This is a genomic window from Pseudoalteromonas sp. meg-B1, from assembly GCF_003173795.1.
GTDB lineage: Bacteria > Pseudomonadota > Gammaproteobacteria > Enterobacterales > Alteromonadaceae > Pseudoalteromonas > Pseudoalteromonas undina.
Map to the genome: position 1 here is coordinate 640167 of NZ_QGQU01000001.1, position 19147 is coordinate 659313.

At 39.8% G+C, this 19147-nt stretch carries 19 protein-coding genes and 1 tRNA gene; 12 read left to right on the top strand and 8 right to left on the bottom strand.

Annotated elements, in window-relative coordinates:
* Nucleotides 1–15: 15 nt before the first annotated feature.
* From DK924_RS02995 to DK924_RS03005, 3 genes are all read right to left on the bottom strand, one after another.
* A complete protein-coding gene (locus tag DK924_RS02995) occupies nucleotides 16–402 on the bottom strand; it encodes a DUF3019 domain-containing protein (protein WP_054201685.1) in 387 nt (128 codons plus the stop codon).
* The gene (locus tag DK924_RS03000) at nucleotides 392–1249 is read right to left on the bottom strand and encodes a MipA/OmpV family protein (RefSeq protein ID WP_109874308.1); all 858 of its coding nucleotides are present in this window, start codon (nucleotides 1247–1249) and stop codon (nucleotides 392–394) included. Before DK924_RS03000 ends, DK924_RS02995 begins: the two co-directional genes overlap by 11 nt.
* Before the next feature lie 359 nt (nucleotides 1250–1608).
* Entirely contained in the window at nucleotides 1609–2418 is an 810-nt protein-coding gene (locus DK924_RS03005) for a hypothetical protein (protein ID WP_010387998.1), read from the bottom strand.
* A gap of 115 nt (nucleotides 2419–2533) precedes the next feature.
* Here DK924_RS03005 and DK924_RS03010 point away from each other — a divergent pair, with 115 nt between their 5' ends.
* Nucleotides 2534–3688: a serine hydrolase gene (locus tag DK924_RS03010; RefSeq protein WP_054201683.1), complete on the top strand. Its 1155-nt coding sequence runs from the start codon at nucleotides 2534–2536 to the stop codon at nucleotides 3686–3688.
* Nucleotides 3685–4176 carry a histidine phosphatase family protein gene (locus DK924_RS03015; protein WP_109874309.1) on the top strand — a complete coding sequence of 164 codons (492 nt, stop codon included), beginning with the start codon at nucleotides 3685–3687 and terminating at the stop codon, nucleotides 4174–4176. The genes DK924_RS03010 and DK924_RS03015 overlap by 4 nt, the downstream gene beginning before the upstream one ends.
* 56 nt (nucleotides 4177–4232) lie before the next feature.
* Here DK924_RS03015 and yhbY read toward each other — a convergent pair whose 3' ends face one another.
* On the bottom strand, nucleotides 4233–4529 hold the full coding sequence (gene yhbY / locus DK924_RS03020) for a ribosome assembly RNA-binding protein YhbY (protein ID WP_008112687.1): 297 nt from the start codon (nucleotides 4527–4529) through the stop codon (nucleotides 4233–4235).
* Nucleotides 4530–4617: 88 nt separating this feature from the next.
* On the opposite strand from yhbY, the gene rlmE reads away from it, so the two are divergent.
* The 8 genes from rlmE (at nucleotide 4618) to DK924_RS03060 (ending at nucleotide 12911) form a co-directional block, all read left to right on the top strand.
* Nucleotides 4618–5247 (top strand): 23S rRNA (uridine(2552)-2'-O)-methyltransferase RlmE, encoded by a 630-nt coding sequence (rlmE, locus tag DK924_RS03025; protein ID WP_010388002.1) that lies wholly within the window; start codon nucleotides 4618–4620, stop codon nucleotides 5245–5247.
* A gap of 66 nt (nucleotides 5248–5313) precedes the next feature.
* Complete coding sequence (ftsH, locus tag DK924_RS03030; protein ID WP_054201681.1) at nucleotides 5314–7287, top strand: ATP-dependent zinc metalloprotease FtsH; 1974 nt, start codon at nucleotides 5314–5316, stop codon at nucleotides 7285–7287.
* A gap of 211 nt (nucleotides 7288–7498) precedes the next feature.
* Complete coding sequence (gene folP / locus DK924_RS03035; protein WP_109874310.1) at nucleotides 7499–8344, top strand: dihydropteroate synthase; 846 nt, start codon at nucleotides 7499–7501, stop codon at nucleotides 8342–8344.
* Nucleotides 8345–9694, top strand: a complete 1350-nt coding sequence (gene glmM / locus DK924_RS03040; protein ID WP_010388007.1) for a phosphoglucosamine mutase — start codon at nucleotides 8345–8347, stop codon at nucleotides 9692–9694. It begins immediately after the preceding gene.
* Nucleotides 9695–9766: 72 nt separating this feature from the next.
* Nucleotides 9767–10516, top strand: a complete 750-nt coding sequence (gene tpiA, locus DK924_RS03045; RefSeq protein ID WP_109874311.1) for a triose-phosphate isomerase — start codon at nucleotides 9767–9769, stop codon at nucleotides 10514–10516.
* Nucleotide 10517: 1 nt separating this feature from the next.
* Entirely contained in the window at nucleotides 10518–10871 is a 354-nt protein-coding gene (gene secG / locus DK924_RS03050; protein ID WP_010388009.1) for a preprotein translocase subunit SecG, read from the top strand.
* A gap of 76 nt (nucleotides 10872–10947) precedes the next feature.
* Nucleotides 10948–11032: transfer RNA gene (locus DK924_RS03055), tRNA-Leu, on the top strand.
* Nucleotides 11033–11282: 250 nt separating this feature from the next.
* The gene (locus DK924_RS03060; protein ID WP_054201677.1) at nucleotides 11283–12911 is read left to right on the top strand and encodes a methyl-accepting chemotaxis protein; all 1629 of its coding nucleotides are present in this window, start codon (nucleotides 11283–11285) and stop codon (nucleotides 12909–12911) included.
* A 105-nt stretch (nucleotides 12912–13016) separates the two neighbouring features.
* Here the strand turns inward: DK924_RS03060 and DK924_RS03065 are convergent, their stop codons facing one another.
* The 3 genes from DK924_RS03065 to DK924_RS03075 form a co-directional block, all read right to left on the bottom strand.
* Nucleotides 13017–13424: a phosphate ABC transporter substrate-binding protein gene (locus DK924_RS03065; protein ID WP_010388011.1), complete on the bottom strand. Its 408-nt coding sequence runs from the start codon at nucleotides 13422–13424 to the stop codon at nucleotides 13017–13019.
* Nucleotides 13425–13436: 12 nt separating this feature from the next.
* The gene (locus DK924_RS03070) at nucleotides 13437–14582 is read right to left on the bottom strand and encodes a porin (RefSeq protein WP_054201676.1); all 1146 of its coding nucleotides are present in this window, start codon (nucleotides 14580–14582) and stop codon (nucleotides 13437–13439) included.
* A gap of 241 nt (nucleotides 14583–14823) precedes the next feature.
* Nucleotides 14824–15420: a LuxR C-terminal-related transcriptional regulator gene (locus DK924_RS03075; RefSeq protein ID WP_010388014.1), complete on the bottom strand. Its 597-nt coding sequence runs from the start codon at nucleotides 15418–15420 to the stop codon at nucleotides 14824–14826.
* Between the two features lie 374 nt (nucleotides 15421–15794).
* Between DK924_RS03075 and DK924_RS03080 the strand changes: the two genes are divergently transcribed.
* A complete protein-coding gene (locus DK924_RS03080; protein WP_010388016.1) occupies nucleotides 15795–18017 on the top strand; it encodes a TonB-dependent receptor in 2223 nt (740 codons plus the stop codon).
* 71 nt (nucleotides 18018–18088) lie between these two features.
* Here the strand turns inward: DK924_RS03080 and DK924_RS03085 are convergent, their stop codons facing one another.
* On the bottom strand, nucleotides 18089–18454 hold the full coding sequence (locus tag DK924_RS03085; protein ID WP_109874312.1) for a hypothetical protein: 366 nt from the start codon (nucleotides 18452–18454) through the stop codon (nucleotides 18089–18091).
* 49 nt (nucleotides 18455–18503) lie between these two features.
* Here DK924_RS03085 and DK924_RS03090 point away from each other — a divergent pair, with 49 nt between their 5' ends.
* Nucleotides 18504–19049 (top strand): GNAT family N-acetyltransferase, encoded by a 546-nt coding sequence (locus DK924_RS03090; protein WP_075169649.1) that lies wholly within the window; start codon nucleotides 18504–18506, stop codon nucleotides 19047–19049.
* The last annotated feature ends 98 nt before the right edge of the window (nucleotides 19050–19147 follow it).

The window sequence follows — 19147 nt, forward strand, 5'->3', positions numbered from 1 at the left end:
GTTTATAGTGTGTGGCTAAAATAACCGCCAACGCCGCTTTTTTTGTCTATTTTGATACACCCATTGTAGTTTAACTTCGCTTACAGCAATCACTTGTGATGTATTACTATCAAACAGCTCAAATGAAATGCTCTGGGTTGAATCAAAGGCGTAATTAAGTGAGCCTTGTCGCTGTTTAAGCCAGCACTGCATAATGTATTTTGAAGTCGCATCGCGTAAACAATAATTTCCTACCTCTGGTTGCTGCCACGATAAGACAACATCGGCATAACATTGACGCCCTTCACGTAAGGCTACACAGGTATCGGGAACGGCAGTAAGGTCACTGGGTGGTTGTGTAGTGGCTGCAAGCAAAGAGCCCGAATATGTAAACAACAAACAGTAAAAAAATCTAAAGTACATAACGCAGGCCTACCTTGGCTTTGTGTTGATATCCTTGGGAAATAATTGGGCTGTCTTCAATTTCTTTTGAAAACCATGTAGTTAGCCAGCCAGCTAAAAATACCCAATCTTGATTGATGGGATATTCAGCATGAAATTCAAACATAATACTGGTACTGGCATCGGTACTATAAATAGGGCGTGCTGCGTTTGCTTCATCGCTATCAATACCAAAGTAATAGTTTGTAAAATCAGCAGAGTAGGCATTTAAGCCAATACCGGAACGAAACTCCCAATTGCGCCAAGGTTGAATATGGCTGAAAAACACATTGGCAACCCAACCATTATGAGCACCGCTAATATCATGTAAATATTCAAATGAAATTTGTGAGTTTTCAAATCGGCGTGTTAATCGAAGGCCGGTGTCAAAATCATAGTTACGCTTTTTTATACCACGCAGTGGATCAATTATTCCGTCGTTATAAAAGCCTAAACCTTGTTCATCAAAACCTGCTTGAATGTTGGTGCCTAATAAATCAAGACCCCAATCATATTTGTTAATTAAGCTATAGCCTAAAACAAGTCCACCGCTGAGCTGATTATGGTCAAAATCTAGATAAAAACTATCGTAGGAAACCGCAATACTCAAATCTAGTTCTGCACCAACATCATAGGAGTTCATGCCAACTAAATAAGAGTCTTCAATATAATAGCCTGCGCCAGCGCTCCAATCCCAGGCAAACCCAGTGGTGGGTTCCAAAGTGTTATCGGCATAGTAGCGATTACTGGCGCTGCTTTGGGCACTAAAAATAGCGGCAACTAATAAGGCCGCACAACCAAAAGACTGTTTAAGAGAAGTATACGTCATCCTTGGAACCTTAATTAGAGTTTGCTAAAGAGGCTAGGGTCTGTTGACCTTTGCGGATTAAAATTTGTTCAAACTAGGGGCGGTTTAATCGCGGCGCGAAGTTTGTAACCTAGTGGGCTAAGTAAAAACCGAGCAACAAAGAGTAAATCGCCCCTAGGCAGAACTCTTCGGGCAGCGTCTGTTTGGCATTGATGCTGCGTTATCGCCTATTTATGGGGAACAACCACACCACAAAGGCTCTGCCTTGCCTAAATACCAAACAGACTGCTGCAAATTCAACCTTGAAAGGTCAACAGACCCTAGTATATTGTCAAACTCTTAGCTAAATCTGTAAAAAAATGTAGCGGTCGTCCTAACAACTACTGAACTTTAATTTTATCAATAAGAATACTGCTTAAGTAAAATTGCATCATAGGTGTGAGAGCACTTATTTCGGTGCGTGTACATGGCCCATTTAATTTAGTTAAACGACTCAGTTTTGTAATGGTTTTATAAGCAGGGGCCGTTACTTCATTATTAAGCTCAGCTCGTTTAAGACGAGCCTGTTCGGTGTTGTGCTTGTGTATAAATGCAACAACTTCCAGCTCATTAGTGATCTTCTTTTCTTCGCTAAAGCTATAAACTAAAGGTTCACGATGAAAGCTTGCACTGTCAATTGATGATTTAGCAAACCACACCACATCGCCCGATGCTTTGTGAGTAAGTCGCATGCTAACTTGGGCCAATATATTGGCGCATTGTTGCGACGGAAATTGCTGCGCTACTTTTGAAAACAGTGAATATGGCTTTTCTGGTTGTGCTAGGGTGTACTTGGCGTCATCTATAAATTCCAGATCAACTTGATGAATCGCTAACGTGTAATCGCTATTCTCGCTAGTGGTCACCTTAAGCTGTTTATCAATTAAGGCTTGGCTTATTTGAGAGACCAAAGTGTCGGTAACACTTGCACGGTCTACGATTACTCTAACAGTTTGATTTTTTTTCACGTTGTGGGCAGGTAATTGTACCGACTTCACTTTTGGTGAAGCATGCTCAGTTTCATATTTTAACTGATAAGTTTGGCTCTTAAGCATAGGCTTTGCAGGCATTGCTAAAGGCTCTGCGGGTTGTTTAACGACAGCACAACCTGACGCTGATATTATAAAAAGTGATACAACTAAAAAACGCATAAATATTTTACATCCACTCAAAAGCCATTAATCGGACATATTGTACGTTAGTCCGAGTAAAAGTTCATGATATTATAACGGTTGATTATGACTAAAAAAGAAAAATTAGCTAAGAATGAAGTATTTTAACACCTTACCCTTTTACTTTTTTGCCGTGCTCCTTATCGGGACGCATTTACAGGCGAGCGCAAGCACAGATCCTGATTGGGAAGCATTTGTTAAAAGTTATGGACGCTATACAGAAAAAAAACTAAAAATAAAAAAAATCCCAGGAGGGGCGCTATCTATTGTCAACTCACAAGCACGTGACTACATTCATACTATGGGCAATACAAAGGTGCGCGGTGGGCAAAAAATTAACCCGCACACTCGATTTCGTTTAGCCTCCGTATCTAAAACATTTGCAGGGTCGTTAGCGGCTAAACTCGCAAATGAACAGCGGCTCAACCTTTATTTACCTGTTAGTTATTATTTACCGGATTTTAAGCAAACTGACTATAAAGATGATTTAAAAGTTTTTCATATTTTAAGCCATTCTAGTGGGCTAGTTCCTAACGCTTACGATAATTTAATCGAATCGCGAATGGGTTATAAGGACATTGTTGAAAAACTATTGAGTGTTAAACCCATTTGTGACCCTGGTGATTGCTATGGCTATCAAAATGTAATGTTTAGCTTAATAGACGACGTAATTTTAAAAAGTACCAACAAAACCTATACCCAGTGGCTTAATGAGGCGTTTTTTACTCCCCTAGAAATGAATGATGCTAGTTTGGGTTACGATGCCATGGTGCAGGATAATAACTATGCACACCCTCACGTGCGTGGCAAAAAACGTTGGTATAGCGCCCGCTTAAAAAAGAATTATTATAAAGTTGCACCCGCGGCAGGGGTAAACGCCAGTGCGTCAGATATGGCTATTTGGTTAAATGCGCAATTAGGGCAATATCCATCGGTATTATCCTTAGATGCATTGGCCACGCAAACACGCCCTTATACTCATACTAAAAAAGAACGCTACAGACGAGTATGGCGAGAGCACATGAACGAAGCCTACTATGGGCTAGGCTGGCGTGTGTATGACTATGATGATGAAACGCTTTATTATCACAGTGGTTGGGTGCAAGGCTACCGCAGTGACTTAGTGGTTTTTCCGCACTTAAATGTAGGCTTTAGTTTGATTTTAAATGCAGAAACTGGGCTCATTAATGAGCTTACTACTGAATTTATAGACCGTTTATTGGCATACAAACGAGGCAAAAAACAATGAGTGTATTGGTAAAATCAGCATGGATAGCATTACTATTAATGCTATGCAATCCTGCTTTTGCTGAGCCTGAACAGCTTTATTTGTTTCGCCATAGTGAAAAGCAAACAGGCAATAATCCATTTTTAACAGAGCAAGGGCAAGCGCGTGCTGAGCATTTGGTTTCGCTAGTTAAAACCCATCCACACATTACGTTATACAGTAGTAATTATAACCGCACATTAAATACTGCAGCGCCTTTAGCTAGGTATTTTAATATTAAAGTTATTACTTATAGTGCTGCCGATTTAACGACATTGAAAAATCAGTTGTTAGCACAAAGTGGTGTTGTGGTGGTTATAGGGCATAGTAACACCACGCCGCAATTAGCTTCGTTATTGAGTAACCAAACTATTGAGAATATGGATGAGGGGCAGTACGGGCACTATTACTCACTTAGTAGGCTTGAGCATGGCAGCTATAAAGCAAACTTACGAATAATGGATTTTTAATCCATTTATAAAAAAACCAGCCGCGGCTGGTTTTTTTATAGCTTTACAACGGGCTATTAGCCGCGAGGTAACTGAATTTTTTTCTCTGGGCTTTGACGGTAAAGCACAATCGTATGACCAATTGTTTGTAATTTGGTGGCCCCTGTTTCGCGAACAATGGCATCAAAAATAAGCTTTTTTGTTTCACGATCGTCAGTTGGCACTTTCACTTTAATTAATTCGTGAATTTCTAATGCGCTTTGGATTTCAACTACTACGCCTTCGGTTAAACCGTTAGAACCTAGTAAAACTACAGGCTTAAGGCTATGTGCCTGGCCTTTTAAAAACTGCTTTTGTTTGTTTGATAATGTCATGATATTACAAATTTTGCTGAATATGGCTTGAATTAAGGGTATTCTAACGCCATCTAGAGAATATTACTAATTAGTTGCGTGTTAATTTATGACAAATAAAAAACAGTCAGCCAGTTCACAGCGTTGGCTTAAAGAACATTTTGATGATAAATATGTTCAAGAAGCGCAAAAAAAAGGCTGGCGCTCTCGAGCTGTTTTCAAATTAGACGAAATTCAAAACAGAGATAAGTTATTGCGTCCAGCAATGACAGTAGTAGATTTAGGCGCAGCTCCAGGGAGTTGGTCACAATACTTAGCAGAAAAAGTAGGTGACAAAGGCCAAGTGGTTGCGTGTGATATTTTACCTATGGATTCATTAGCGGGTGTTGACTTTTTACAAGGTGACTTTCGTGAAGAGGCTGTACTTGATGCGCTTTTAAAACGTATTGATGGTAAAAATGTAGATGTGGTATTGTCTGATATGGCACCTAACATGAGTGGTAATAACTCGGTTGATCAGGCGGGAAGCATGTACTTGGTTGAGCTTGCACTTGATATGTGTCACCAAGTTTTAAAGAAAAATGGCGCGTTTATTGTTAAAGTATTCCAAGGTGAAGGCTTTGATCAGTATTTGCAAGATGTACGTAATAGTTTTAAAGCAGTGAAGATACGTAAACCGGATGCCTCGCGTCCCCGTTCTCGGGAAGTATATATAGTAGCGACTGGATACAAACTGTAGTACAGTTGCTTGGCGTTTAGTTGAATTTAAATTAATTGGATACAAGAGGTTAACCCCTTGAGCGATATGGCGAAAAATCTAATACTCTGGCTGGTTATTGCAGTTGTGCTTATGTCAGTATTTCAGAGCTTTAATGGCGGCGATCAAGTTGATCGTCAAACAAGTTACAGTCAATTTGTTAAAGATGCCCGTAGTGGCTCTATACAAGAAGTGTCTATTGAAAGTGGCAGTGGCACAATTACTGGCATAAAAAATAGTGGCGAGCGTTTTCAAACGATTATGCCGATTTATGATAAAGATATTTTAAATGATTTGTTAAAAAGCGATGTAAATGTCAAAGGTGTAAAACCTGAGGAACAATCGTTTTTAGCAAGCATTTTCATTTCTTGGTTCCCTATGATACTGCTAATTGGTGTGTGGATTTTCTTCATGCGTCAGATGCAAGGTGGCGGTGGCAAAGGCGCCATGTCATTTGGTAAAAGTAAAGCCCGCTTAATGAGTGAAGATCAAGTTAAAACGACCTTTGCTGATGTAGCAGGTTGTGATGAAGCCAAAGACGATGTAACCGAGCTGGTGGACTTTTTACGTGACCCTTCTAAGTTTCAAAAATTAGGCGGTAGTATTCCTAAGGGCGTACTTATGGTTGGTCCTCCAGGTACAGGTAAAACATTACTTGCGAAGGCGGTTGCCGGTGAAGCAAAAGTACCGTTTTTTACTATTTCAGGTTCCGATTTTGTTGAAATGTTTGTGGGTGTTGGTGCATCACGTGTACGTGACATGTTCGAACAAGCTAAAAAAGCAGCGCCTTGTATCATCTTCATCGATGAAATCGACGCAGTAGGTCGTAAGCGTGGCGCAGGTATGGGCGGCGGTCATGATGAACGTGAGCAAACGCTTAACCAAATGCTAGTTGAGATGGATGGCTTTGAAGGCAATGAAGGTATTATTGTTATTGCTGCGACTAACCGTCCGGATGTTCTAGATCCAGCATTACTTCGCCCTGGTCGTTTTGACCGTCAAGTTGTGGTTGGTTTACCAGATATTCGTGGTCGTGAGCAAATTCTAAAAGTACACATGCGTAAAGTACCGTTAGGTGATAACGTTGAAGCGGCAGTGATTGCTCGTGGTACACCTGGTTTCTCAGGTGCTGATCTTGCTAACTTAGTGAATGAAGCGGCTCTTTATGCAGCACGTGGTAATAAACGTGTTGTTAGTATGGCTGAATTTGACGCTGCAAAAGATAAAATCATGATGGGTGCTGAACGCAAGACCATGGTGATGAGTGAGCAAGAAAAAGAAATGACGGCTTACCATGAGGCAGGCCATGCCATTGTTGGTCGTATGGTGCCTGAGCACGATCCGGTTTATAAAGTATCTATTATTCCACGTGGCCGTGCGCTAGGTGTGACAATGTATTTACCAGAGCAAGACCGTGTTAGTCATTCTAAAGAGCTACTTGAGTCTATGATCTCTAGCCTCTATGGTGGCCGTATTGCAGAAGCCATTATTTATGGTGAAGACAAAGTAACTACAGGTGCAAGTAACGATATCGAACGTGCAACTGACATTGCTCGCAAAATGGTTACTCAATGGGGTTTAAGCGAAAAGCTAGGTCCATTACTTTATGCTGAAGATCAAAACGAAATGTACATGGGTGGCGGCGGTGGTCGTTCTATGAGCATGTCGGACGAAACGGCCAAAGTAATTGATGCAGAAGTACGTTTGTTCTCAGACCGCAACTATCAACGTGCAGAATCAATACTGAAAGAAAATATTGATATTTTACACGCAATGAAAGATGCACTGATGAAGTATGAAACTATCGATGCGAAACAGATTGATGATTTAATGGCGCGTCAGCCAGTACGTGAACCACGTGATGCGCATGACCGTCATGAAGCTAAACCTGAAAAGGAAGATGTTTCTAAAGATAAAGCAGTTGATGAAATACAAAAACCAACTAGCGAATCTAAAAACGACGACTCTAAACAAGATGAGTCTAAAAAAGATGAAACAAACCTTGATGATAAAGCGGAATAATCGTTAAAATAACGTATCCAAAAGCCCCGAAGTTCGGGGCTTTTTTGTATCAGTTTGCTGTAATTAATAAATTATACCAATGCGCTTAATAAAGTTAGCTATTTTGGATAGGAAAACCGTGCCTTGTTACCGTCCGACTTTCCTCGCTTAAAATGGTTAAGTGTCATAACGAGTTGGTATTACACTGCAGAAACATATTTTAGGGTTAGCGATGAATAATAAAATTAAGCTTGCACGTGGTCGAGTGCTTGAACTCAGCGAATCCGTTATTATGGGGATAGTAAACGTTACTCCTGATTCATTTTCAGATGGAGGCCAGTTTTTTAATACAACAGCTGCACTCAATCATGCGATGCAGTTACTTGATGAGGGAGCGACTATTTTAGATATCGGTGGTGAATCTACACGCCCGGGTGCTCCTGATGTCAGCCTTGAAGATGAACTACAGCGCGTTATCCCTCTTATTAATGCTATTCGTGAGCAAAGTGATTGCGTTATTTCAATCGATACCAGTAAAGCTGAAGTCATGCGTCAAGCCATTGAAGCAGGTGCCGATATTGTCAATGATGTGCGAGCACTGCAAGAGCCTGGTGCAATAGAGGTGGTTGCTCAATATCCTGACGTAGTCGTGTGCTTAATGCATATGCAAGGACAACCGCGAAGTATGCAAAACGCTCCTCACTATGATGATTTAGCAAGCGAGATAAATGATTTTTTTAACCAGCGTATCGCCGCATGCGAAGCTGCTGGTATAAAACAAAGCCAGTTAATATTAGATCCTGGTTTTGGATTTGGAAAAACACTTAAACACAATTATCAAATATTGGCTCAATTTAATGACTATGCGCAGCTTGGCTTACCGCTGCTTGCGGGGTTATCACGTAAGTCAATGATTGGTAATTTACTCAACAGAGATACAAAAGATAGATTAGCAGGCAGCTTAGCTGGCGCATTAATAGCTGCACAAAACGGTGCGCATATTATCCGTGTGCATGATGTAAAAGAAACCGCAGACGTGCTTGGCGTATATCAAGCCTGCAAACAAGGAGTACTTTAAATGAAAGAAAGAAAATATTTTGGCACAGACGGTGTGCGTGGTTTAGTAGGTCAAGGGCCTATTAATCCTGAGTTTGCAATGAAGCTAGGTTGGGCTGCAGGGCGTGTATTATCACAACATGGCACAAAAAAAGTCATTATTGGTAAAGATACTCGTATTTCTGGTTACATGCTTGAAACTGCATTAGAGTCTGGTCTAATTGCTGCCGGCATTGATGTTATTTTACTTGGCCCTATGCCAACGCCTGCCGTTGCTTATTTAGCGCAAACGTTTCGCGCAGAAGCGGGTATTGTGATCAGCGCATCCCATAACCCTTATTACGATAACGGCATTAAGTTTTTTAATGGCCAAGGCCTAAAGCTAGATGATGTTGTAGAGCTGCAAATTGAAGCCATGCTTGACGAACCTATGACCTGTGTAGCCTCTGATAAGCTAGGTAAAGCAACACGCTTATCAAGCGCTGATGGCCGTTATATAGAGTTTTGTAAAAGTCAGTTTCCACAAGGCTTATCACTTGAAGGGCTAAAAATAGTTTTAGATTGCGCCAACGGTGCAACCTACCACATAGCACCTTCAGTTATGCGAGAGCTTGGTGCAGAGGTGATCACCCATGCGTGTGAGCCAAATGGGGTTAATATTAACCATGAATGTGGTGCAACTCACGTAGATACACTAAAGCAAAAAGTACTTGAGCATAAAGCAGATGTAGGTATCGCTTATGATGGCGATGGCGACCGGGTGATGATGGTTGATCATAATGGCCGCGTATTTGATGGTGATGATTTAGTTTACATTATTGCTTGCCAAGCCGCTCAAGATGACAACCTAGGTGGCGGAGTTGTTGGTACTGTAATGTCGAATATGGGTCTTGAAAATGCGTTAAAAGCCAAAAATATTGCTTTTGCTCGTAGCAAAGTGGGTGACCGTTATGTGATGGAACTACTGCAGCAAAAAGGCTGGAAAATAGGCGGCGAAAGCTCAGGTCATGTTTTAAATCTAGATTTGATTAGCACTGGCGATGGCATCATTTCAAGCTTACAAGTACTTGCTGCTATGGTGGCTCAAAACCGTACACTTCAAGATTTAGGCGCTGGATTTACTAAGTACCCAATGAAAATGATTAATGTGCGATACACTGCTGGTACCGATCCAACCCAAGCACCAGAAGTGCTTGCTATTGTGGCTGAAGTAGAGCAAAGCTTAGCAGATAAAGGCCGTGTATTACTTCGTAAGTCAGGTACTGAACCTGTTGTACGAGTGATGGTTGAAGCGGAACAAGAAAAAATAGTTATCGATAGCGCTCAGAAAATAGCAGCGGTTGTCGAATCTATGAGCAAACAAACTGATTGAGAACAATAACCTCTTGTAACTTTGGGCGAGTCGAGTTAATATCTCGCCCGCTTTCTAATGTGGAGTGGAAAAATGGCAACACGCAAGGCGATGGTCGCAGGCAATTGGAAAATGAATGGTTCATTAGAACTCGTTGAGCAACTGTCTGATGCTATTAACAATGTTAAATCTTCTGAAGTAAACATTGTTTTATTTCCTCCGTTTCCACTGATATCAGCAATGATTGCAAGTGGTGTAACTACTGGGACACAAACAGTTTCAGAGAATACGCCAGGTGCCTTTACTGGTGAAGTAGATGCCCAGCTGGTAAAACAGCTAGGTGCAAAATATGTACTGGTCGGTCATTCAGAGCGCCGCAGTATATACAAAGAAAGCAACGATACCGTAGCCGCAAAATTTGCTCGCGCCCAACAAGTAGGTTTAACACCTATATTATGCGTCGGAGAGAGTGAAATAGAGCAAGAAAACGGTCAAACAGAACAGGTAGTTGCTGCGCAGATTGACGCAGTAATTAATAAATTAGGTGTAGCAGCACTGAAAGAATCTGTGATAGCATATGAGCCCGTTTGGGCTATAGGCACAGGTAAGACTGCATCGCCTGAACAGGCGCAAAGTGTTCACAAATTTATCCGTGACAAAATTGCTTCACTAGACAGCGATTTAGCACAAGGGCTAACCATCTTATATGGTGGTAGCGTAAATGAAAAAAATAGCGAATTATTATTTGCACAAACAGATATAGACGGCGGCCTAATTGGTGGCGCAAGTCTAAAAGCAGGATCATTTACTGCTATCTGCAATAGTGCAAAAGGGACCGTATAAGATGTACGAAATTTTATTAGTAGTGTATTTAATTGTAGCTTTAGCGCTTGTTGGTATGGTTTTGATCCAGCAAGGTAAAGGTGCTGACATGGGCTCATCATTTGGTGCAGGCGCATCGTCTACTGTTTTTGGTTCTTCGGGAGCCGGTAACTTTATGACGAAAACGACAACAACTCTGGCAACTATCTTTTTTGTGTTAAGTATTGTTTTAGGTAACCTGACTGCCGGTCAAATCAAAAAGACTGACGAATGGGAAAACTTAGAAGCGGCTCCAGCTGTTGAAACTGTAACACCAGTTGAAGAAGATGTTCCAGTAACATCAACTAAAGAGCAAAGCTCTGACGTACCAAATTAATTAGTTTAAATTGTTAAGTTGCTCTCTTTCCTCGAGTTAGCTTTAAGACTTAACGCTAAGCGATAGCTTAAAAAATGCGGATGTGGTGGAATTGGTAGACACGCTACCTTGAGGGGGTAGTGCTTTCGGGCGTGGGGGTTCAAGTCCCCCCATCCGCACCAAATATAAAAACCAGTAACAGCAATGTTACTGGTTTTTTTGTGCCTAAAATTTAAAATATCAAACAACTCTTTTTGGATTAATGTTGAACATTGAGTAGAACACTCTATATTTCAATTGTAAGTGTTTATGAAAGAATACTACTGTATATTTAACTTTATGTATAAAAAGCATCAAAAGTTAAAAATAAAGTTAACATTTTTGTATCTTAAGCCGATAATAACTATAGATAATTAAACGGGGTAAATTAATATGGCTTCAGGTTTCTCTTTTAAAAACCTCAGCATTACTAAAAAAATACATGCAATTACATCTATAGCGATAATCGCATTTTTAGTAATTGTTTTGGTTAATTACTTTGCTATGAACGAAAATCGCATATCACTTGATGAAATGGAGAAATCTTCTTATAAAGTTGCCAAATTAACCTTGGCTAATGTAAGCATTTTAGAAAAGTTAGATGAGTTATATACTCAGGCTGTAACGTTTGGCGAGCAAGATTTAGTAACAAAAGCGAGTGAAACTTACCAGCAGCTCATCATGAATATAGACGCAATAGAAACAATTAATGCATCTTATATTAATAGCGACACAAAAACGCGACTGACTAATTATGAGAAAATATCTGCAACGATTGCCAACGGTATGGTTAATGGCACGGCTGATTTTAGTAAAATACAACAACAGGCTCAGCTTAAAACAAGCCTTTATGAAGCTGTTTTAACTAGCTTTAAAAGTGCGCAGCAAAAAGCAGATGATCGCTTCTTCCAGCTTGTTGCTAATACAAAAGCACGCTCAGATGATGCACTTAACTTAATGCTGGTTGTTGCGGTTGTATCATTAACACTGTTATTGCTTATGGCTATTTGGATTGCACGTAATATTGGTTCATCAGCCAGTGATGCCGCTAATAACCTGAGTCTTTTAGCAAGTGGTAAAGGGTCATTAAGTACAAAGCTTGCCGTTAACTCTGAAGATGAAATAGGTCAGGTATCAATAAACTTTAATGCATTCATTAGCTTGCTTAGAGAAACCGTTTTAGAAGTCATCGCGGTATGTGAACCGTTAATGGAAAACTCAACCCGTCTTGTACAGGGGATGGAGCGAGCTGAGCGAGCAACCACTAAGCAAACTACCGATGCCGATGTTGTTAAACAGTCTATGGAAGAGATGAAGCAAAGTGTTGGCGATATTTCACAATCAGCAGCAAGCGCATCTAATGCCGTGCAAACAGCAGAAAAAGAAGTAGATCAAAGCCGTGCTCAAGTAAAAATGTCTGTTAACGCATCGCGCACTCTAAGCGATGAAATTAATATAGCGGCCAACACCATTAATAAGTTAGCCGATGACACTAAAAATGTATCGCAAATACTAAATGTAATTACATCCATTGCCGAGCAAACAAACTTATTAGCCCTAAATGCCGCAATAGAAGCTGCACGCGCGGGTGAACATGGACGAGGCTTTGCTGTGGTTGCTGATGAAGTCCGTGAGCTTGCATCACGCACTGCACAGTCAACCAATGAAATTCGTGAGTTATTAAGTACCCTAAGTGTCGCAGCCAATGAATCTGTGACGGCTATGACCTCTGCAAGAGATATGGCAACCGATAATGCCAGTGCAGCAGAGCAAACCGGTGTTTCGATTGAAAAAATAGCCGAGCAAATACTAGAAATTAATGGTATGAACTCGCAAATTGCAGCAGCAACTGAAGAGCAAACCTCAGTAGCCGCAATGGTTGTAGACAACGTATCTAATATGCATGTTTCATTCGAAGATACGATGAGCTCACTCAAAGCCGTAAGAGATGTGGCTAAAAACTTACATTACCTTTCAGATAACTTATTAGATGCAACTGCTAAGTTTAAAATTGATGAGTAGTCGTTAAGGCGATATTTTAATGTTTTATTAAGGTTGTAAATAATAGGCATAAAAAAGCCCGCAATAAAGTATTTATTGCGGGCTTTTTATTTTTAATTTAGCAGATTAATACTTGCCTACTACTTTGACTTTATCACTTGCTTTAGCGCTATCAATATAGCCAATCGCATCTGTATTAGCAGCTACAAAATCAATCACGGCTTGGTCATTATCCAGTTTACCTGGAGGTGTGCCTTTACCAGTAAAAACTAGCTTTGACCAATAAGCATTTAACTGGCTGCCTGACTTACCAACAAGCTTGTCGTTAAATTCATCAGCTACCGCAGTACCATTTTGGTTAACAGGGTTTACTTTGGTGCCATCAGCAAACGATTTGCTCTTGCCAAGGTATATTTTTTTAATATCGTCTTGGCTTACTGCATTGGCATTCGCTGGGTTAACGATTACTGCAACTTCAGCAAATGCTGCAGTACTACATAGTGTTAGCATACTGGCTAAAATTAATTTCTTCATCATTCGCTCCAATTAAAATACTAAATCAACGCCAACGGCAACTACGTCAGTTTCAGTATTTGAGATATCATCTTTTAGGCGGCTAAAGTCTACTTTAAAGGCAGCCATTGGGTGGAAGTCATAACGAGCACCAATTGTGTATACATTACTCTTAGCTTTAGAGCCTTCCAAAACTTGGTTAAGCCCAGCATTTAACGGCGGTACATTTGGTAGTGCATTATAACGATTACTATCATGCTCATCATCGTTGTTTTCATAGGTTAAATGAACAAGCCATTCGTCCATACGGTAGCCTAAAGATGTGTAATATTGAGTTTGCTTAGCGAGCGCACTGTTATCTACTTCAAACTGTGTGTATTCAGCGTCGAACAAGATATTGTTGTAATCAATTGAAAAGCCAAGTGCTAAAAATGCACCATCGTCTTCGTCAATAGCAATACTGTTTGCTTGATCAACAAAACCTGAGTTACGAAGAGCTTGTTCTAAGCCATTAAGCGCCATACCTTCGGCCGTATCATTTTCAATCTCAATACTTGTTTCAGCAACAAAGTAAGCAGCGCGAGCACTGAACCAATCGTAACTCAATGTCCAGTTTAACCCTGCAATGTCGTTAAGCTCGGTATCACCGTTAACAGATACTACGGCAATGTTATCATCGAAGCTGCCGTAAATAACCTGAAGAGTAGAGTCCCAATCACCAAGTTGAGTTGTATGTAATAAGCTTAGGCCTTCATAGGTTGAAAACGGTAAGTTATATACAGACTGAGGTGGGCGCACCCAGCGGTAGGTATAGCCAACATCTAAAAAGTCAGAGTAGCGATAAAAAGGTGCACGCATTTTACCAGCACTGATTTGTAATTCGTCAGATATCTCATAAGTTAAGTATGCCCATTCAAAGTCGGCGTCAAAATCATTCTCGCCGCGAGCCACTATCTGCGCTGTCGCGGATAGCTTCTCTTGCAGGTCAGCGGTTAGCTGAAGAGCAAACACGCTTTCATTTTTAAATGAAATATCATCATCATATCCATATAACGTTTGATCACTATCGAGCGACTTACCACCGACAATAGAAGCAAACCCATTAATACGAACTTCAGCACTCGCGTTACTTGTGGCAAGTGCGCAACAAATTGCTACTGCTACAGATAGTTTTTTCATTGTGTATCCTATTTAATTTCATGTGTATCCCGCTGCAGTATAAGATGAGTATTAACTTTTTTCTAATTAAAATTAATAAATTAAGTACTTTTCACTACTTTTTTGCAACAAGAACGCATGGCTGTGATTGAAAATTAAGGATTTTTTTATCTAAGGTAATGTAACCAACTGAGTTATTTGAGTTATTTATGATGAGGTGATGTTTATTGCAGTACGCATTAAGTAGTAATTATTTTTTTAGTTATGAACGCGTATTTATATTTTTTAGGTTATCTTGGCACCAACGAATTGCCTGCTGTTTATTTTTGACCGCTATTTTTTTATAAATTTTATGTAAGTGTACTCTAACCGTAGCTTCACTTATAAATAAACTATCAGCAATAGCACTGGAATGAAGACCACTAAAGAGTAGGTTAAGCACTTTAATTTCTTTATCAGTTAGGTTACTTGTTTGCAAAGCATTTTTTTGCTCTGTATCGAGCATTTGGCGCATCCAAATATCACTGATTGTGCGTGGAAACCACAATTCTCCTTGTGTAATTGCATCTAACCCCCTGTTGAATAGCTCTTCATTGGTGTCTTGATAAAAAAGACCTTTTAAGTTTGGCCATTCTTTTAGTGAAATAACATCAGTATCTTTAGGAATATTAAAAATAACCAATCCCTGATAATTATTGATTTGTATAAAATGGCTCAGAAGTTCGTAATTTGTAAGCGTATTGAGTGCTGAATAGCTGACTAACAATATGTCGCTATTTAATGTTGTAAAAAATAACGGATTGTAGGGGGTGTTATTAAAAAGCATGTTTGCTGATTGCGTGGTCTGTTTTTTTGTCATGCTTTTCACCTAAAAATGGTTTTGCTTAATATTTAAATATAAAGGGTCTTTGGATATTGTCATAACTTCAAGTAGCTTTAATGTGTTTTTTACAATAAACCAGCTGTATGATTAATGAGTAATATCGGTGGTGGTTAGTATTAAAGTCTTAATTTAAATTAGAACTGCGTCATTGTTTAGATAATTAGTTTAGGTTAAAAAGTTAAAAATTAATTTTTTTTGCTTAAACTAAAGTTAAATATACATATTGTAACTTTTATGTAATACAATACACTCCCAGAGGAAAGATGCATCTAAAGCATCTTTTTTTATGCCTACAATTTATGTTTACACAGCATAACGCATAATTAAATTAATACCCTTTGGAGAAAACCTTGAAATTACGCACCCTCTCACAGTTAAGTTTAGCGGTTATTGCAGCCCTAACAACTTCCGCAAATGCACAAGAAGCTAAAACGACAGCCAAACAAGACGCGTTTGAAAAAATTGAAGTGACAGCTCGTAAACGTACAGAGAGCTTGTTCGAATCTCCAACTGCGATTACATCAATAGGTGCTAACCTTATTGATAAAGCCAATATGGGTAACTTAGAAGATATTGGTAAATACGTTCCTAACTTAAACATTACTCGTTATGGTGTTGGTAATGCAGCACATGCCTCAGTTTTTATTCGTGGTATTGGTTTGCAAGATCACATTATAACAACCGATCCAGGCGTAGGTGTTTACCTAGATGGTGTTTACTTAGGTCGCCAAATGGGGTCTAACTTATCACTTCCTAATGTAGAGCGAGTTGAAGTTCTACGTGGGCCACAAGGCACACTTTATGGCCGTAACACATTAGGTGGTGCAGTAAACGTAATTACTAAACAACCTGGTGATGAAGGTATTCTAACAACAACCGCTAAAGTGGGCAGTCGTGGTCGAGTTGCGGGTGATATTTACTTTAATAATGCACTAACTAACGATCTAAGCATGTCAGCAAGTGCGTCATACAAACAACGTAATGGGGTAGGTACAGCAGTAAACTTAGCTAACCCTGAAAAAGAAATTGGTGAAGAGCAAGAGTTTAGTGGTCGTATCGCACTTAAATACGAAGCAACCAGTGATTTAGCGTTTACCTTCTCGCTAGATGGCGTTGATAATGAGTCAGGTCAATCGCCTTATACTATTGAACTGACAGATTCGTTAGATTCAAATGATGTCTTTAATGGCGATTTCCCATTATTAACTGAAGACTTAATTCCTCAAAACCCTGATGATTTAGGCACAACGGTTGCAGGTATTGAGTCAACTTCATATTCTGGTTGGGGCACGTCATTTACAGCTGACTGGGCCATTAATAACACGTATACAGCTAAGTTTATTTCAAGCTACCGTACTTCTGAGTATGAAGGTGGCTTAGATGATGATGCATCACCACTTAACTTATCTGAGTTCCCAGAAGTAGGCGGTGCAGATCAATACTCTTTTGAAGTTCAGCTAAACGCAACGTTTGATAAAATGGACTTTGTATCGGGTCTATACTTCTTTAATGAAGATGGTTTTACTCGCTCAGAAGATTTTGTATTTAGCCCATTTAACACGCCAAATGGTCTATTGAATGATGGTGTTACTCCGTCATTTGGTGGTTTTGGCTTTTTTGAAATCAATCAAGAAACAAACTCATACGCAGCTTACATCAACGGTAGTTACGATTTAACTGATGATTTAACAATCGGCGGTGGTCTTCGTTACTCAGAAGATAAAAAAGATGCGAATGCTATTTTCCCAACCTTCCCTGAGCGAAAGGACATTAGTGCAGACTTTAATGCAGTAACATGGGACATTAATGCTTCATACCAGCTTAGCAATAATATGAATGTCTACGGTCAAGTGCAAAAAGGTTACCAAACAGGTGGCTTTCCACCGCGCCCATTTGGTGGTCCGGATCAGTTTGTATCGTTTGATGAAACCAAAGCAGTTAACTACGAGATTGGTTTAAAAGGCCAGGTACATGAAAATGTATCTATGATGCTTGCAATGTTTGTTACTGACTACACTGATTTAGCATTGCCATTCTCAGATCCAACCGCGGGCGGTGGCTTTGTAACTATCGTTGAAAATGCAGGCCAGTCTAAAGCGCAAGGTATTGAGCTTGAAACCACAATTGCACTAACCGACGACTTTACTATTCGCACTGCAGTAGGTTACTTAGATTCTGAAATTACAGAAGTGGCTGAGGGCGTACAAGGTATTGGTAAAGGTGACTCACCAGCACTGACACCTCGTTGGACAGTGATGGTTGCTCCATCTTACTTTGTTGATTTAAGCAATGGTGGCACTGTTGCATTAAATGCAAACTACTCGTACCGTAGCGAAATGCAAGGTCAGTCAGTTTTCAATAAAAGTGAAACGATTGATTCGCGTGAGCTAGTTGGTTTTAATATTTCTTACACTAATCCATACGGCGATATGGAAGTAACGCTATATGGTGAGAACGTATTAAACGAAGTTTACGATGTAGGTCGCCTGCAGCAAACTGGCTTTGTTGGCGTAATGCGCAGCAATGATCGTAGTGAGTTTGGTTTAAAATTCAAAAAAGACTTTGAACTATAATCTATAACTTGCTCTAAAAATAAAACAAAAAAGGTAAGCCATGGCTTACCTTTTTTTATGGTTAAAAATAATTAACCTTCTTTATGCTCTTCACGTGCTTGCTCAATTTCTGCCGCAATTTCACGTGCTTTTTGCTTAGTTTTTTCAGTTAGCTCGCCAGCCGCTTCTTTGCTTTTGATCCATGCATCAACAGCTACTTCTTTGCCGTCATCGTACATGTCTAAGCCCATCGCTTTACTCTCTTCGAGTAGCTTATTTAATGACTCGTCATTTTTAAGCTCATTGGTTTTTTCTTTAACGTCGTTCCACGTTTCGTTTAGCTTTTCTTGAACTTCAGCGCTCGTTTGTTTGGCGTCTTGTTTCACTTCGTTGGCATCTTCACACCCTGTTAGTGTAATTAAAGTGCCTAATAATGCTAAACCTGCTAATTTCTTCATTGACTATCTCCTTTAGTGAAAAATATATTTCAGAGGTAACTATACAACAATGAAAATGAACATAGCTGTAACAACACGATTAAGTTTTAAATTAATGGACGAAAATGATTGGCAGCAATTATATGAGCTCGATCAAGACCCAGCCGTTATGCAGTATTTGACTCAAGGTAAACCTACCACTCTTGAAGAGATAAAAACGAAAGCCATTCCAAGAATGCTCGCTTATCGCAATGAGCAACAAGGTTGGGGACTATGGCAAGTAACTCTGCGTGAAAGTAATACTTTTATTGGCTGGGTGCTTGTTCGGCCGATGGGCTTTTTTTCAGATACGCCTGACTTTAGTGATATTGAAGTAGGCTGGCGGTTTAAACGAGCGAGTTGGGGTAAGGGTTATGCAATTGAGGCGGCACAAGCGATTTGCTCAACGATTGAAAAACAGTCGCAAGTAAAGGCAATCAGTGCCACAGCGCTGACCGCCAACGTTGGCTCAATTAACATCATGAAAAAGCTCGGTATGCAGCTACAGCACTATTATATTCATACTGATGATGGCTCAAACTTAACTGCTGCGCTTTATTCAAAGCCGTGCAGTTGAGCTAAAACTTCCTAAGCCTTAAAAATGTAGCATCTAAATATTGACCTGATGTTTGTTACTATGCATTAATGTTTGCCATCAATGTATAAAAATAACCT

What these genes read in the sequence shown, in the direction of transcription:
- DK924_RS02995 (WP_054201685.1), bottom strand. Translation starts at nt 402, where the DNA reads ATGTACTTTAGATTTTTTTACTGTTTGTTGTTTACATATTCGGGCTCT.
- DK924_RS03000 (WP_109874308.1), bottom strand. Translation starts at nt 1,249, where the DNA reads ATGACGTATACTTCTCTTAAACAGTCTTTTGGTTGTGCGGCCTTATTA.
- DK924_RS03005 (WP_010387998.1), bottom strand. Translation starts at nt 2,418, where the DNA reads ATGCGTTTTTTAGTTGTATCACTTTTTATAATATCAGCGTCAGGTTGT.
- DK924_RS03010 (WP_054201683.1), top strand. Translation starts at nt 2,534, where the DNA reads ATGAAGTATTTTAACACCTTACCCTTTTACTTTTTTGCCGTGCTCCTT.
- DK924_RS03015 (WP_109874309.1), top strand. Translation starts at nt 3,685, where the DNA reads ATGAGTGTATTGGTAAAATCAGCATGGATAGCATTACTATTAATGCTA.
- yhbY (WP_008112687.1), bottom strand. Translation starts at nt 4,529, where the DNA reads ATGACATTATCAAACAAACAAAAGCAGTTTTTAAAAGGCCAGGCACAT.
- rlmE (WP_010388002.1), top strand. Translation starts at nt 4,618, where the DNA reads ATGACAAATAAAAAACAGTCAGCCAGTTCACAGCGTTGGCTTAAAGAA.
- ftsH (WP_054201681.1), top strand. Translation starts at nt 5,314, where the DNA reads ATGGCGAAAAATCTAATACTCTGGCTGGTTATTGCAGTTGTGCTTATG.
- folP (WP_109874310.1), top strand. Translation starts at nt 7,499, where the DNA reads ATGAATAATAAAATTAAGCTTGCACGTGGTCGAGTGCTTGAACTCAGC.
- glmM (WP_010388007.1), top strand. Translation starts at nt 8,345, where the DNA reads ATGAAAGAAAGAAAATATTTTGGCACAGACGGTGTGCGTGGTTTAGTA.
- tpiA (WP_109874311.1), top strand. Translation starts at nt 9,767, where the DNA reads ATGGCAACACGCAAGGCGATGGTCGCAGGCAATTGGAAAATGAATGGT.
- secG (WP_010388009.1), top strand. Translation starts at nt 10,518, where the DNA reads ATGTACGAAATTTTATTAGTAGTGTATTTAATTGTAGCTTTAGCGCTT.
- DK924_RS03060 (WP_054201677.1), top strand. Translation starts at nt 11,283, where the DNA reads ATGGCTTCAGGTTTCTCTTTTAAAAACCTCAGCATTACTAAAAAAATA.
- DK924_RS03065 (WP_010388011.1), bottom strand. Translation starts at nt 13,424, where the DNA reads ATGAAGAAATTAATTTTAGCCAGTATGCTAACACTATGTAGTACTGCA.
- DK924_RS03070 (WP_054201676.1), bottom strand. Translation starts at nt 14,582, where the DNA reads ATGAAAAAACTATCTGTAGCAGTAGCAATTTGTTGCGCACTTGCCACA.
- DK924_RS03075 (WP_010388014.1), bottom strand. Translation starts at nt 15,420, where the DNA reads ATGACAAAAAAACAGACCACGCAATCAGCAAACATGCTTTTTAATAAC.
- DK924_RS03085 (WP_109874312.1), bottom strand. Translation starts at nt 18,454, where the DNA reads ATGAAGAAATTAGCAGGTTTAGCATTATTAGGCACTTTAATTACACTA.
- DK924_RS03090 (WP_075169649.1), top strand. Translation starts at nt 18,504, where the DNA reads ATGAAAATGAACATAGCTGTAACAACACGATTAAGTTTTAAATTAATG.